This is a genomic window from Vibrio diazotrophicus, assembly GCF_038452265.1.
Taxonomy (GTDB): Bacteria; Pseudomonadota; Gammaproteobacteria; order Enterobacterales; family Vibrionaceae; genus Vibrio; species Vibrio diazotrophicus.
Genome location: NZ_CP151842.1, coordinates 455,356 through 469,409, shown reverse-complemented (window position 1 = coordinate 469,409; position 14,054 = coordinate 455,356). Strand labels below are relative to the sequence as shown.

Here is a 14,054-nt window from a genome sequence, read left to right as displayed (position 1 = left end):
TGCTAGTAGCCCGAAGAAAGATGATGTAACTATACCCAAACTCATTGAAGGGTATATCAAAATTAGTGTAATAAAAAACGCCCACAATCGAATTGTGGGCGTTTATGCATGACTTATTGATGCTAGAAGGAATTAAACTTTAAATTCAGTGATTTTGCTGTCTAATACTTGTGCATTTGCCTGCATCACTTCCGAGGTTTCAAGCAGCTCAGTAACAACGGTAACCGATGCTTCAACCAGCTCTCTCACGTTAGTTAAGTTCTGGTCCATCTCTTCTGCAACACTGCTTTGTTGGCCCGCTGCTGTAGCAATTTGGAAGTTCATATCGTTAATTTGCTGAACTTGAGCCACGATACCGTCAAGCTCGGTTCCCGCATTAGTCACCAGCTCAACGCCTTCAGCAACCTCAACAACACTCTTTTCCATCAACTCTACCGCTGAATTCGCACTGCTTTGCAGTTGTGAAATCATGTCTTGAATTTCTACCGTTGCCGTTTGAGTACGCTGGGCTAGATTGCGAACTTCATCAGCAACGACAGCGAAACCACGTCCAGCTTCACCAGCACGAGCCGCTTCAATCGCTGCGTTAAGTGCCAATAGGTTTGTTTGTTCAGAGATGCTTTGGATAGTACCAACAACACTGCTGATTGACTCAACACGCTCTTCAACTTGATTTACAGCCTGAGCAGATTTAGAGATATCTTTAGATAGCTCACTCATTTTACCTACAGTACTTTTCACAAATCGTTGGCCAGTCTGAGCTTGTTTAGAGGCGTCTTCAGTTAACGAAGAAGCACTTTGCGCATGTCCTGCCACGGTTTGCACCGTTGAAGACATTTCACTCATAGCTGTCGCTAGCTGGTCGATTTCATTGAACTCTTCTTGGGCTGACTCTTTGGTTTCAGACATGCTCAATGTCATGATTTCCGTCATAGCCGTAAGTTCTTGTGAAGCATCGACCTGAGCAAGAATCAATTCTTTTAGTTGAAGACGTGTCTTTTCCAGTTCTTTAGCCAACTCACCATATTCATCTTTACAATCCATCTCGATAGCCGCAGATAAGTCACGACGCGCCATCTGTTTGATTGAGTCGCTAAGATAATGTGTTTGACGCAGCATGATACGTGCTGCAAAAAGAAGCAATACGACAAATACAGCTATCATCAAACCGGTTTGCCAAACCACTTGCACAATGTAGTCGTCATAATGTTTCTGTGCGACTTCTACATTTTGAGTTGCCGCCAAAAGAGCATTATAAAAGGTGTGAGCATCCCAAAGCTGCTTACCGATGATCAGAAAAGTACTGAACACCATCAGCATTACCATCTTAGGAACAAGGCGAACATTCGTTATTACTCGTTCCCATGGCTTAAATGCCATTGTTGTCATTGTCATGCCTCCACAATGTCTTATATATTGAAAATCACTTATTAATCACTAATACAGTGAAAAAATCTTCACGCACTTTGAATTATTTCGAGCCTCGTATGAAAAAAGATAGTATCAAAGATGAAACGAAACCTATGGGATTGTTATCACTCATTTTGTCTTTCTTAGCTCTATTTGTGATCTCAGGCTTACTATTTTTTCCAATAGAGCCAGAAATGCGCCATTTGTTTATCGGCCTAGACTTTCTTATATGTAGTATTTTCATCCTACAACTTAGCGTAGATTTGATCCGTTCGACAGATCGGGTGCAATTTATGAAACGACACTGGATCGATTTTCTTGCCAGTATTCCTATGATCGAGCCTCTGCGTTACGCGCGCATCTTTCACATTCTAAGAATCATTTTAGTTGTTCGTTCAGGAAGGGCGATCGCCAAACAGCTACTTTCGAACCGCAGAGAAACCACTATAGCGTCCATATTATTGCTGTTAGTTTTGATGATAACGCTGGGTTCAAGCTTTATGCTCTTTTTCGAAACCAAAGATCCGCATGCGAATATTCAATCCGGTGGTGATGCTTTGTGGTGGGCATTAGTGACCATTTCAACCGTAGGTTATGGTGACCATTATCCAGTCACTACGGCAGGACGTTTGATCGCGACAGCAATGATTCTGTGCGGCGTGGGGATCTTCGGTATGGTTTCAGGTTTGATCACCTCACTGCTTACCTCTCCTGATAAAAAACAGCTCTTAAATGCACAGAGAGAACAGCAGATGCTGCATCAGATAGTTGTGCAGCAAAATGAAATTTTGCGCCGGATTGGAGAGCTGGAAAACAAACCAGATAATCCGCCACAAAGTAAACCAACGAAATAGAAAACAAAAAGGGATACTCACAAGTATCCCTGATTTCAAAACTCAGTGTCTTAGCTAGTCACGCCAGTAAGGATGAGCTTCTACGCCTATAATTCGAGTCTGCTCCATGGCATGTAAAATCGAATTCTCTTGGCGAATCAACCAACGTTGTAGCTGCTCTTTTTCCTCACCTTCGAGCTTCTCAACAAACGGTTCTAACGTTCTTAAGGTTAACAAATCGTCGATACCGTGTAGCAAATCCGCCCAAGGCATGCGGAAAGAATTACGTTCTTCAGCATCGTACAAACTTGCGAAACCAATTCCGGTATAAAGATTTCGCATCAAACGATACTGTTGATCAATATACTCTTGGCTACTCAAATGATGCTCTGGCGGGAACGACTCGATCAGTTCAGCCCAAGTTCGATCCAACTGCTTGGCAGAGAATCGAAGGATGTTGGTCGCCATTTTTTCACGCGCTTTTTCATCGAGAAACGGCTGCCATCCGCGAGTCAGAATCCAGCGGCTCAAATCAAGCAACAAACCGGTATAACGAGCAGAGTTGAGCAAACGTAGGTTTTCTTCCCGTTGAGGTAAATTATCTTGCTGCTCTTTCAGTTCAGCAATTAAAAACTTACGAGCATCCAGTTTGCGCAGCGCATAACCTTTGTCTTCAAGAAGATCATCGAGATAGTCATAAGACTTTAACCAGCTCAGTTCTTCTTCCAACCACTTCAGTTCCTGACGCAAAATCGCACTTGCTCGACGAGGAACGACGCCGCCGTAGATGCTTAAAATCTGGCGAATAAAACGAATACTGTTGCTGATTTCATGCAATGCAGGGATGGAATCACGCTCTGTATAGATTTGCTCATGGTAGTGCCAATGAGAAAGCGCATGTTCCAGTGAGTTAATCAAACAATACTCAACCGTGTCTTGATTACTGGTATTCACTAAACTTAGTGGTTTAACTTCATCGCCTTGATAATCGGCGGCCAGACGATAACCTCTTGCGGCTTTACTCAAGTTACCTAGACGCATACCACCGTTATCGCAGAACTGGCGAGCCAAGGTAAACAACGCATCGGTTTGACCAGACTTCAGTTCTAACTCCACTTCGCAAATTGGATACTCTTTATCCCCCGCGACCACTAAACCTTGGTCAAAAGCGACTTCAACCTGACTACCGTCCGGCATGCCGATTAACCATTGTTCACGAGTAAAATTAGTAGAGAAGAGCGCGCTAAGCTCAGATTGCAGAACGTCAACCTCTTTACCTTGAGGCCAAATATCAGCAGGGTGAAGCGATAGTTCAGGTTCGTTGCTCTGATGTTCAGCATTGAATTCCGGTCTTTGATGTAAGCCAGCAACGACGCGTCCTGCGGTCTTGACTGTTTGGACATACACATCATCGAAACGTCGGATTCTTAACCCAATATCGTGTTGACGTAACCAGTTATCAGGAGTATCAAAATACGTATTACCTAACTCTCGACAACTGTGCTGAAGTACTTTTGTATCAGAAATCTTTTGACGTAAAATCTCTGAAAACTCTGGTGACACAAAAAACTTCAGTTCTATCTCGGTTTCCATATTTAACCCTTTCAAAGCAGATACCGAAAGGATATTGCCTAAAACGCGGCTGAGCAAGAGTGAAATATAGAGCGTTTGATGATCTAAAACAGTTTTCATGACACTGTTAATGGGTTAACATGCGCGCCTTTATAGCCATCGCTCAACATTTAGCCATACAATGGTGTATGTTTTTTTAAGGTTATAGTTATTAGGTTGAATGACCATGCCAGTAAATACAATTATGGGGTTATTTGCAAAGTCCCCTATAAAGCCTTTGCAACGACACGTAGTGTGTGTGAATGAATGCTGTTCTTATCTAGTGCCTTTCTTTGAAGTTTGTGCGACTGGAGACTGGGAAAAAGCATCTGAGATCCGCGCACAGATTTCTCATTTAGAGAAAGAAGCTGACGTGTTAAAGCGCGAAATTCGCCTTAAACTTCCTCGTGGTTTGTTTATGCCTGTAGACCGTACAGACATGCTCGAACTTCTTACTCAGCAAGATAAACTTGCGAACCTAGCAAAAGACATTTCTGGTCGTGTTGTTGGTCGTGAGCTTATTATTCCTGAACCTCTTCAAGCTGACTTTATTATCTATGTGAAACGTTGCTTAGATGCAGCGGATCAAGCACAGAAAGTTATCAACGAGCTAGACGAATTGTTAGAGACTGGTTTCAAAGGCCGTGAAGTAACACTCGTTGCTGAAATGATTAATCAATTGGATGAAATCGAAGACGATACTGACACCATTCAGATACGTCTACGTCAAAAGCTGAGAACCCTAGAATCTTCGCTTAATCCGATTGACGTAATGTTCTTATACAAGATTTTTGAATGGGTTGGCGGTATCGCTGATCAGGCGCAGCGCGTTGGTGCACGTCTAGAAGTGATGCTTTCTCGCTCATAAATTTAAAGTTAACCAAATAACTAAGAGCTATTTTATACAACTGAAGTAAGCGTTAAGTTTTTATCGCCAACGGTGTAAATTCGTGCCTAAAAACACGAAAAAATAGTTCCGCTTGTTATAAACAACTAGGTATAAAGATGGATATCATTGCTAACTACGGCACTGTCCTGATTATTGTTGCTGCCATTTTTGGTTTCTTAATGGCTATCGGTATTGGTGCAAACGACGTTGCGAACGCAATGGGAACATCAGTTGGTTCTAAAGCTCTAACCGTTAAACAAGCGATTCTTATCGCGATGGTGTTCGAATTTGCAGGTGCTTACTTAGCCGGTGGTGAAGTAACTGACACAATCCGCAAAGGCGTGATTGATACATCGCTATTTGCTAGTCATCCTGACGTTCTTATTTACGGCATGATGTCAGCTCTGTTAGCTGCGGGCACTTGGTTGCTGCTTGCTTCTTATATGGGCTGGCCAGTATCAACCACTCACTCAATCATCGGTGCAATCATCGGTTTCGCGTGTGTATCTTTCGGTACAGAAGCGGTGGACTGGGGTTCAGTGAAAGGTATTGTTGGTAGCTGGATTGTTACCCCTCTAATTTCCGGTATCTTTGCATATTTCATATTCATCAGTGCACAACGACTGATTTTCGATACAGAAAAGCCGCTTCTCAATGCTAAGCGCTTTGTTCCTGTGTACATGTTCATCACAACGATGGTAATTGCACTTGTAACGATCAAAAAAGGTCTTAAACACGTTGGTTTACACCTTTCAAGCACAGAAGCTTGGCTATGGTCTGCTGGCGTATCAGCGGTAGTGATGGTTGGTGGCTACCTGTACATTCAGAAGAAATTTGCAAACCGCGAAGACGACCACAGTTTTTCTGGCGTAGAGAGTATCTTCAGCGTCTTGATGGTAATCACAGCTTGTGCAATGGCATTTGCTCACGGCTCAAACGACGTTGCGAACGCGATCGGCCCACTGTCTGCGGTTGTTTCTACTATTGAGCACATGGGTGAAGTTGCAGCGAAAAGCACTATCGCTTGGTGGATTCTGCCTCTAGGTGGTTTCGGTATTGTTGTTGGTCTTGCTACTATGGGTCACAAAGTAATGGCAACCGTTGGTACAGGTATTACAGAACTAACACCTAGCCGTGGTTTCGCAGCTCAGCTTGCAACAGCGTCTACAGTAGTATTAGCGTCTGGTACTGGTCTGCCGATTTCAACGACTCAGACACTTGTTGGTGCGGTTCTGGGTGTAGGTTTTGCGCGCGGTATCGCAGCACTTAACCTAGGTGTTGTACGTAACATCGTAGCTTCTTGGATTGTAACGCTGCCAGCTGGTGCTTTATTGGCTGTTGTGTTCTTCTACGCTATTCAAGGCGTTTTCGCTTAATTTATTAAGTCAGCGCTTTGTTAAGGTGATGTCATTATTGACTCAAACGCACATAAAGGGAGGCTTTGCCTCCCTTCTTTGTTGCACGCGAATAAGAAACTTTTTACTATTTGCCACATGAGTGTAAAGCTACATTTTATAACTAAGGGATTTACCGTGAAAAAACTTATCTGCATGGTGTTATTTTCCATGTTAGCAAGCCCAGCGTTTGCACAAGACCGTTACATCGCCGATAAGCTGTTTACTTATATGCATTCTGGTCCAAGCAACCAATATCGTATTATCGGCAGCATTGACGCAGGTGAGAAAGTTCAGCTAGTTTCAACCAATAAAGAATCCGACTATAGCGAAGTTGTAGACTCTCGCGGTAGAAGGGGTTGGGTGGAGAGCCGTTTTGTGACTCGCGATATCAGTATGGCAGTGCGTTTACCACAACTTGAAAAAGAGTTGGCTCAGGTAAAATCACAACTAGCGAATGCACGCCAAAGTGCAGATTCTGAAAAAGCTGGTTTGGTTGAATCTTTGGATGTTCGCAACCAACAAATTGCACAATTGGAACAAAACTACGGTGAAATCAGCAAGCAGCTAACAGCGTCTCAAACTGAGATTCGTGAATTACGTGCAAAACTGGATACACAGAAAGAAGACTTACTACTGAAATACTTCACTTATGGTGGTGGTGTTGCAGGTATCGGTTTACTGCTGGGTCTCATTCTTCCGCACATTATTCCACGACGTAAGCGCAACCCTGCAGGTTGGGCATAAACGCTCTCAAATTGAAAAAGGTCACTCGCTAGTGACCTTTTTTGTTTACGCTGACCAGTGCTGACTGAGAGGCAGTAAAACTATCCTTGCCAGTGGTAGAGCGCAGGAATTTCTATCAACTGTTGCTCGAACTGCACCAGTGTTGTTTGAGGGTTAATTTCTACCAACATCACACCATCTGACAACATATCCCCTTCGTGATATTCCACACCATTCATTTTTATCCAGCGTTTACTTTCAGAGCTAGCATAAACGTGGGTCTGAAAATCCATCTCGGGTAGATGACCTGAGTATTTATCAGCATTTTGCACCAAGGATATCGCTCTTGAGTGACTGCTTTTTGAAGCTGTGCCACTGCTTTTTATTGCAGACTCTACCCTCATCGCAAGCGCAGGAGATAAGCCACTCAGATCCAGTTGTTCGAGATTTAACGGGGCATTCTCTTTCTGCACTGAGGTTGAGGGCTCTGATGTTTTATCGGCTGTCGTTTCATTGGTTTGCTTAATATCGAATGATGGTGAGTCTTCCGTTTCAGCTAAAACCGGTTCAGTTTGAGCAGGAATCAGATAGGTACTTTTTAGCTCAGTAAACTCAGGATAAGGCAGAAACTCAGCAGGTGCTGGAATTTGTTCCACTAACGCAGGCTGGTTCATTACTTGCCTGATATTCTGTTGCTGAAGTTGATAACTTTGATAGCTCAGCAGCGATACAGTTACTGCACTCGGTACAATCAATAATAAGCTGTGATACCAGCGGAAAAGCTGGGGCTTCTCAGCTGAGATAGTCGCAGAGCTATACCCATGAGTCATACTATTAGACTGATAACCTTGGTGTGACGATTTTAGCGCATTCATTACTTGCGACATTACGCACCTCCTACCAAGTGTAACGAACCGAGTTTAGGAGCGTCCAGCTTAGGTGCATCTTGCTGAGTAAGTAGCTCTAGACGACGCAGAGTTTGCTCCCCCGCGATGCCATCCACATACATATTCTGCCAACGCTGGAATAAGGAAACCTTACGCTTTACTTCGTGATCAAACACTTGTGTTTCCCGTTCAGGCTCGCCCAGAATTTGCGATAACTTGCGGTCAAGAAGAGCTATTTCCTGCCCTTTCATTCCGCTCTTTAAGGTTTGTTTAAAACTGGCTTGCCAAGTTAGATGAAACTCACCATTCCACAACGGCGATATCCACTGCTTATCAATACGTATATGCTCGTCATTCACCAGAAGTTCTAGCTCATCTCCATTTAAGCGATACAACACCGCATAACTCGGTTTGTTATTAACCTCAAGCGTTAGTACCACCGGCATATTTAGCTGAGAGAGAGTCTGCCAGTCACCTAGACTTGGCATGCATTGCAAAAGCGATGAGCTATCCGACTGACAAAAGGTATCTGTTACTGATGCCTTATATCCCCATACCGCATAAAGAGCACGCAAGGCGATACTTAAATTCTCTGCTTGAATGAGAGAGTCTTCCACCTGTTTTGGAAATACCGTTTCTTGCAGCGCTGGTTTTGCTTCTGGCAGAGGCCAATGATGAGCCACCTGCTCATTGATGATAGGTGAAAGCCAATACGCACTTGCGGCAGCTAAAGAAAGGCCGATTAAACTGCACGTCACAGCAACGAAAGGGAAACGCGGAGAAGAAGGTTTTGCATCCGAGCGCTGGTAGACCGTTGATTGAAAGCTCATCACTTGCTGGCAAGCCCATTTTACTCGCTCTAAACCGAGTTCTTTTTCACCAGCTTTAAATGCACCTTTCAAGCTGTTGTCACAGACTAAATTAATCAGCCGCGGAATTCCGTGGGTTTCACGAGCAATCCACTTGGCGCATTTGTTAGAGAACAAATTCCCATCGCCACCCGCTTGCTGCAGGCGAAAACGTATGTAATGAGCCGTTTCGACTTCATCGAGAGGTAGCAGATGATATCGACCAGTAATTCGCTGTGCTAGTTGGCGAAGCTGAGGCAATTGAAGTTTCTGTTGCAGTTCAGGCTGACCTATGAGTAAAACCTTCAACAGCTTTCGGCTGTCTGTTTCTAGATTGGTCAGCAGTCTTAGTTGTTCTAACACATCAGGTGCAAGGTGCTGTGCTTCATCGATAATCAGCAGGACCTGAATACCGTCGGCGTGCTTTTCCAAAAGAAATTGGTTAAGAGCCTGACTGAGTTTTTTGAGCGTCGCTTTTTTCCCGAAACTAACGGAAAATTCATCACAAATGGCTTCCAGTAGCTCTTGTTCTGAAAAGGTTGGATTAAGAATAAATCCAGCTTGAGTATTGGCAGGCAAATTATCCAGAATCGCTTTCGCTACGGTCGTTTTCCCCGTACCAACCTCGCCAGTCAACATGGCAAAACCACCACCGTCACCCAATCCTTCTTGCAGATGGGAAATAGCCTCTTGGTGACGTTGACTTAAATACAAATAGCGAGAATTCGGCACAATTGAGAAAGGTAACTCAGCTAAACCGAAAAATTGTTGATACATACTCCTGCCTCTATCAAAGTGATTAAGCGCAAAGTATCATTGCCACTGATGATTATCCAATGACATTAATGATTTTTGAGGCGGTTTAGTGCAAGTTTACCTAGTTGGCGGCGCCGTTCGCGACAAACTACTCGACATCCCTGTTTACGATAAGGACTGGGTTGTGGTGGGAAGTAGCCCTGATGAAATGCTAAGCCAAGGCTTTACCGCCGTTGGCAAAGACTTTCCTGTCTTCTTGCACCCTAAAACCAAGCAAGAATATGCGCTTGCCCGTACCGAGCGAAAATCAGGTGCCGGCTACACAGGCTTCGAATGTCACTTTGCACCAGATGTTACGTTGGAAGAAGATCTGATCAGACGCGATCTCACGATTAATGCGATGGCACAAGCTGAAGATGGCACACTTATCGATCCTTATGGCGGACAGCGTGATCTTAATGATCGCATTCTACGCCATGTATCCGACGCCTTTATTGAAGATCCTCTTCGTGTTCTACGCTTAGCCCGCTTCGCAGCAAAACTTTCTCATCTTGGCTTTAGGGTTGCAGAAGAAACCATGGCTCTTATGGCTCAAATCGCGAGTAGTGGCGAGCTTGAGCATTTAACCGCGGAACGTGTATGGCAGGAGTGGCATAAATCCCTTTCGACTAAGAATCCTGAAGTATTTCTGTCTGTACTGAGAGATTGTGGCGCGTTAAAGGTAGTACTTCCTGAATTCGATCGTCTGTTTGGTGTTCCTCAACCGGAAAAGTGGCATCCAGAAATTGATACAGGTATTCATACACTTATGGTAGCGAAGCAAGCTGCTCAGCTCTCTTCGTCTCTGACAGTGCGATTTGCCGCGCAAGTGCATGATTTAGGGAAAGGTGTAACACCTGAGTCTGAATGGCCAAGCCATAAAATGCATTGCCATACAGGCATTAAAATCATCAAGAAACTTTGCGAACGAGTACGCGTGCCGAATGAATTTAAAGAACTGGCGCTATTGGTTTGTGAGCAGCACTCAAACGTCCACAGAGCGGCAGAGCTGAAAGCCAGTACCAAACTCAAAATTCTCAATAAACTCGACGTATGGCGAAAGCCAGAGCGTTTAGAAGAAGTGTTACTTTGTTGTCAGGCTGACCATTCAGGTCGTTTAGGCTGTGAAGAGAATCCTTACCCTCAAAAAGCAATATTTGACGCTGCCTATCAAGCCGCACTCAGTATCGATGTGAGGGATATTATTGCCGATGGCTTTCAGGGCAAAGCGATTCGCGATGAATTAGAGAAAAGACGGATTGAGGCGATTTCGTTACTTTCTAAATAGTCGAAACAGGGAATGAGTATCCCTAATCTTATTTACCAAAAGAAGTTAATTTTCAAGACAGGTTTGATGGAACAAATTTACAAGGGCATGACTTCCCTTGTCTAAGCGCACAGGGAAGTCTTGAGCGCTTTGTGGAATCAATCCTGTTTTGAATCCAACCTTACTTTTCTTTACGCAAAAAAATACCTCGCCTAAGCGAGGTATTTATAAAGAACTATAAAGCTAAGCTAATAATTAAGCTTGGCCTTTAACTTCTTTAAGACCGTTGAAAGGAGCACGACCAGCTAGCGCTTCTTCGATACGGATAAGTTGGTTGTACTTAGCAACACGGTCAGAACGGCTCATAGAACCAGTTTTGATTTGACCTGCAGCTGTACCTACCGCTAGGTCAGCGATAGTTGCATCTTCAGTTTCGCCAGAACGGTGAGAGATTACTGCTGTGTAACCTGCGTCTTTAGCCATCTTGATTGCAGCTAGAGTCTCAGTTAGAGAACCGATTTGGTTGAACTTGATTAGGATAGAGTTAGCAATGCCTTTCTCGATACCTTGAGCAAGAATCTTAGTGTTAGTTACGAATAGATCGTCACCAACAAGTTGGATCTTGTCGCCTAGAAGTTGAGTTTGGTGTGCGAAACCATCCCAATCAGACTCGTCTAGACCATCTTCGATAGAAACGATAGGGAATTTCTCAACTAGACCAGCTAGGTAGTGGTTGAACTCTTCAGAAGAGAAAGTTTTACCTTCGCCTTTCATGTTGTAGATGCCAGCGTCTTTGTCGTAGAACTCAGATGCTGCACAGTCCATAGCTAGAGTGATGTCTTTACCTAGAACGTAACCAGCAGCAGCAACTGCTTCTGCGATAACTTCTAGCGCTTCAGCGTTAGATTTTAGGTTAGGAGCGAAACCACCTTCGTCACCAACAGCAGTGTTGTAACCTTTAGACTTAAGAACTTTAGCTAGGTTGTGGAATACTTCCGCACCCATGCGTACAGCTTCTTTAAGAGTTGCAGCACCAACTGGTTGAATCATGAATTCTTGGATATCAACGTTGTTATCTGCGTGCTCACCACCGTTGATGATGTTCATCATTGGTAGAGGCATAGAGAATTGACCTGCAGTGCCGTTTAGCTCAGCGATGTGCTCGTATAGAGGCATGCCTTTAGCTGCTGCTGCTGCTTTAGCGTTTGCTAGAGATACAGCTAGGATTGCGTTAGCACCGAAGTTAGATTTGTTTTCAGTACCATCTAGGTCGATCATGATTTGGTCAATAGCAGCTTGGTCTTTAGCATCTTTACCAACTAGAGCGTCAGCGATAGGACCATTTACAGCAGCGATTGCTTTAAGAACACCTTTACCTAGGAAACGTGATTTGTCGCCATCGCGTAGCTCAAGAGCTTCACGAGAACCAGTAGATGCGCCAGATGGAGCTGCCGCCATACCAACGAAACCGCCTTCTAGGTGTACTTCAGCTTCTACAGTTGGGTTACCACGTGAGTCGATGATTTCACGACCTAGAACTTTAACGATCTTAGACATTAATGTTTCCTCTCGTTGAATTTAAATGTCAAAACTATAAAGGACAGCTGCACAACTTAAAGCAACTGTCCGTATCCTTGTTACTTCTCAGATTCACCGCGTTGGAACTCACCCGCTGCTTTCACGAAACCAGCAAATAATGGGTGACCATCACGAGGGGTTGATGTGAATTCTGGGTGGAACTGCGCTGCTACAAACCATGGGTGAGCAGGGTTCTCAATCACTTCAACCAATTTCTTGTCAGCAGATAAGCCTGATACTTTTAGGCCAGCTTTTTCAATCTGCGGACGAAGATTGTTGTTTACTTCATAACGGTGACGGTGACGTTCATGGATCGTCGCGCTACCGTATAGTTGGTAAGCTTTAGTACCTTTTTCTAGGTGGCATAACTGAGAACCTAGGCGCATTGTGCCGCCAAGATCAGAAGTCTCTGTACGCTCTTCAACGTTACCTTCACTATCTACCCATTCAGTAATCAAACCTACCACAGGGTACTTAGTGTTTTTGTTAAATTCTGTTGAATGTGCACCTTCCATACCAGCAACGTTACGAGCGAACTCAATAAGCGCTACTTGCATACCTAGACAGATACCTAGGTAAGGAACCTTGTTTTCACGTGCATATTGAGCAGCCATAATCTTGCCTTCAATACCACGGTCACCAAAGCCACCCGGAACCAAGATTGCATCAAGACCATGCAGAACTTCGAAACCACGAGTTTCTACGTCTTGAGAATCTACATATTTAATCGTTACATTCAAACGATTTTTTAGGCCAGCATGTTTCAGTGCTTCGTTTACCGATTTGTAAGCGTCTGGTAGTTCAATGTACTTACCAACCATACCAATGGTGACTTCACCCGTTGGATTCGCTTCTTCGTAAATAACTTGTTCCCATTCTGACAGATCAGCTTCAGGAGCATTGATACCGAAACGAGCACAAACTAAATCATCCAAGCCTTGAGATTTAACCAATTGAGGGATCTTGTAGATAGAATCTACGTCCTTCATTGAAATTACTGCTTTCTCAGAAACGTTACAGAAAAGTGCAATCTTCTTACGCTCGTTTGCTGGGATCATACGGTCGCTACGACATACTAGGATGTCTGGCTGAATACCGATAGATAGCAGTTCTTTTACAGAGTGTTGAGTTGGCTTAGTTTTCACTTCACCTGCCGCAGCAAGGTAAGGTACTAGAGTCAAATGCATGAACATTGCGTGTTCACGACCTACTTCGATTGCCAACTGACGAATCGCTTCCATGAATGGTAGAGATTCGATATCACCAACTGTGCCACCAACCTCAACGATAGCCACATCGTGACCTTCGGAGCCCGCGATTACACGGTCTTTGATAGCGTTAGTGATGTGCGGGATAACCTGAATGGTTGCACCTAGGTAATCGCCACGACGCTCTTTACGTAAAACGTCAGCATAAACACGACCAGCAGTAAAGTTATTGCGCTTGGTCATCTTAGTACGAATAAAGCGTTCGTAGTGACCAAGGTCAAGGTCTGTTTCAGCGCCATCTTCCGTGACAAACACTTCACCGTGTTGAGTAGGGCTCATTGTGCCTGGATCAACGTTGATGTAAGGGTCAAGCTTCATCATAGTCACTTTAAGACCACGAGCTTCTAAAATAGCCGCAAGCGATGCTGCTGCAATACCTTTACCTAGTGAGGATACAACCCCGCCAGTAACAAAAATATAATTTGTCGTCATGTTTAACCTGAAATTGGTTGAATGAGGGAAATGGATTTCTTCTGGACGGGACAAAACTATACCAGAACCCAATTACCGCCACAACGTGAAATCTATCACACTCAGTTTTTAATTTT

The 14,054-nt window shown here is 44.0% G+C and carries 11 protein-coding genes; 5 read left to right on the top strand and 6 right to left on the bottom strand.

Translation table 11 applies throughout. The features are described from left to right. Positions 1 to 132 precede the first annotated feature (132 nt). Complete coding sequence (locus AAGA51_RS02225; RefSeq protein ID WP_042484574.1) at positions 133 to 1,389, bottom strand: methyl-accepting chemotaxis protein; 1,257 nt, start codon at positions 1,387 to 1,389, stop codon at positions 133 to 135. A 98-nt stretch (positions 1,390 to 1,487) separates the two neighbouring features. On the opposite strand from AAGA51_RS02225, the gene AAGA51_RS02220 reads away from it, so the two are divergent. Then, entirely contained in the window at positions 1,488 to 2,264 is a 777-nt protein-coding gene (locus AAGA51_RS02220; RefSeq protein WP_042484577.1) for a potassium channel family protein, read from the top strand. 54 nt (positions 2,265 to 2,318) lie between these two features. Here AAGA51_RS02220 and AAGA51_RS02215 read toward each other — a convergent pair whose 3' ends face one another. After that, complete coding sequence (locus AAGA51_RS02215; RefSeq protein ID WP_042484751.1) at positions 2,319 to 3,836, bottom strand: inorganic triphosphatase; 1,518 nt, start codon at positions 3,834 to 3,836, stop codon at positions 2,319 to 2,321. Between the two features lie 205 nt (positions 3,837 to 4,041). On the opposite strand from AAGA51_RS02215, the gene AAGA51_RS02210 reads away from it, so the two are divergent. From AAGA51_RS02210 to AAGA51_RS02200, 3 genes are all read left to right on the top strand, one after another. Beyond that, positions 4,042 to 4,722 (top strand): TIGR00153 family protein, encoded by a 681-nt coding sequence (locus AAGA51_RS02210; RefSeq protein ID WP_042484580.1) that lies wholly within the window; start codon positions 4,042 to 4,044, stop codon positions 4,720 to 4,722. A gap of 137 nt (positions 4,723 to 4,859) precedes the next feature. After that, the gene (locus AAGA51_RS02205) at positions 4,860 to 6,119 is read left to right on the top strand and encodes an inorganic phosphate transporter (protein ID WP_042484583.1); all 1,260 of its coding nucleotides are present in this window, start codon (positions 4,860 to 4,862) and stop codon (positions 6,117 to 6,119) included. Between the two features lie 156 nt (positions 6,120 to 6,275). Next, positions 6,276 to 6,884 carry a TIGR04211 family SH3 domain-containing protein gene (locus AAGA51_RS02200; RefSeq protein WP_042484586.1) on the top strand — a complete coding sequence of 203 codons (609 nt, stop codon included), beginning with the start codon at positions 6,276 to 6,278 and terminating at the stop codon, positions 6,882 to 6,884. 80 nt (positions 6,885 to 6,964) lie between these two features. On the opposite strand, the gene AAGA51_RS02195 is transcribed toward AAGA51_RS02200, so the two are convergent. Further along, on the bottom strand, positions 6,965 to 7,750 hold the full coding sequence (locus AAGA51_RS02195; protein WP_042484589.1) for a general secretion pathway protein GspB: 786 nt from the start codon (positions 7,748 to 7,750) through the stop codon (positions 6,965 to 6,967). Beyond that, the gene (locus AAGA51_RS02190) at positions 7,750 to 9,375 is read right to left on the bottom strand and encodes an ExeA family protein (protein WP_042484593.1); all 1,626 of its coding nucleotides are present in this window, start codon (positions 9,373 to 9,375) and stop codon (positions 7,750 to 7,752) included. Before AAGA51_RS02190 ends, AAGA51_RS02195 begins: the two co-directional genes overlap by 1 nt. Positions 9,376 to 9,463: 88 nt before the next feature. Between AAGA51_RS02190 and AAGA51_RS02185 the strand changes: the two genes are divergently transcribed. Next, on the top strand, positions 9,464 to 10,681 hold the full coding sequence (locus AAGA51_RS02185; RefSeq protein WP_042484595.1) for a multifunctional CCA addition/repair protein: 1,218 nt from the start codon (positions 9,464 to 9,466) through the stop codon (positions 10,679 to 10,681). 234 nt (positions 10,682 to 10,915) lie between these two features. Here AAGA51_RS02185 and eno read toward each other — a convergent pair whose 3' ends face one another. Both eno and AAGA51_RS02175 read right to left on the bottom strand, forming a co-directional pair. Next, a complete protein-coding gene (gene eno / locus AAGA51_RS02180; RefSeq protein WP_042484599.1) occupies positions 10,916 to 12,217 on the bottom strand; it encodes a phosphopyruvate hydratase in 1,302 nt (433 codons plus the stop codon). A gap of 80 nt (positions 12,218 to 12,297) precedes the next feature. Next, the gene (locus AAGA51_RS02175) at positions 12,298 to 13,938 is read right to left on the bottom strand and encodes a CTP synthase (protein ID WP_042484602.1); all 1,641 of its coding nucleotides are present in this window, start codon (positions 13,936 to 13,938) and stop codon (positions 12,298 to 12,300) included. Between the last annotated feature and the right edge of the window lie 116 nt (positions 13,939 to 14,054).